Below are 263 nucleotides of genomic sequence, written 5' to 3' on the forward strand. Positions count from 1 at the left end.
GGCCAGGGGGTAGCCGCCGACGTCCGGCGAGGTCGGGTCCTGGGCGGGAGGGAACCGGAGGGAGCCGTACGCGCTCGCGGGGTCGTGGGCCCGGGTGCCGAACAGCACCGGGTCCCCGGAAGAGCCGAGGAGCTCGCGACCGGGCGAGGGCGCGGCCTGCGTCCGAGGCCCCGGGCCGGGGAGGGCTCCGGGGCCACGTGCCTGCCAGAGGGTGTGCGTGGTCGACGATCCGACGGGTCTCGTGCGGGTGGCGGGCGCCGCGA

Origin of the sequence: Streptomyces carpinensis, assembly GCF_002154505.1 — a bacterium.
Taxonomy (GTDB): Bacteria; Actinomycetota; Actinomycetes; order Streptomycetales; family Streptomycetaceae; genus Streptomyces; species Streptomyces carpinensis.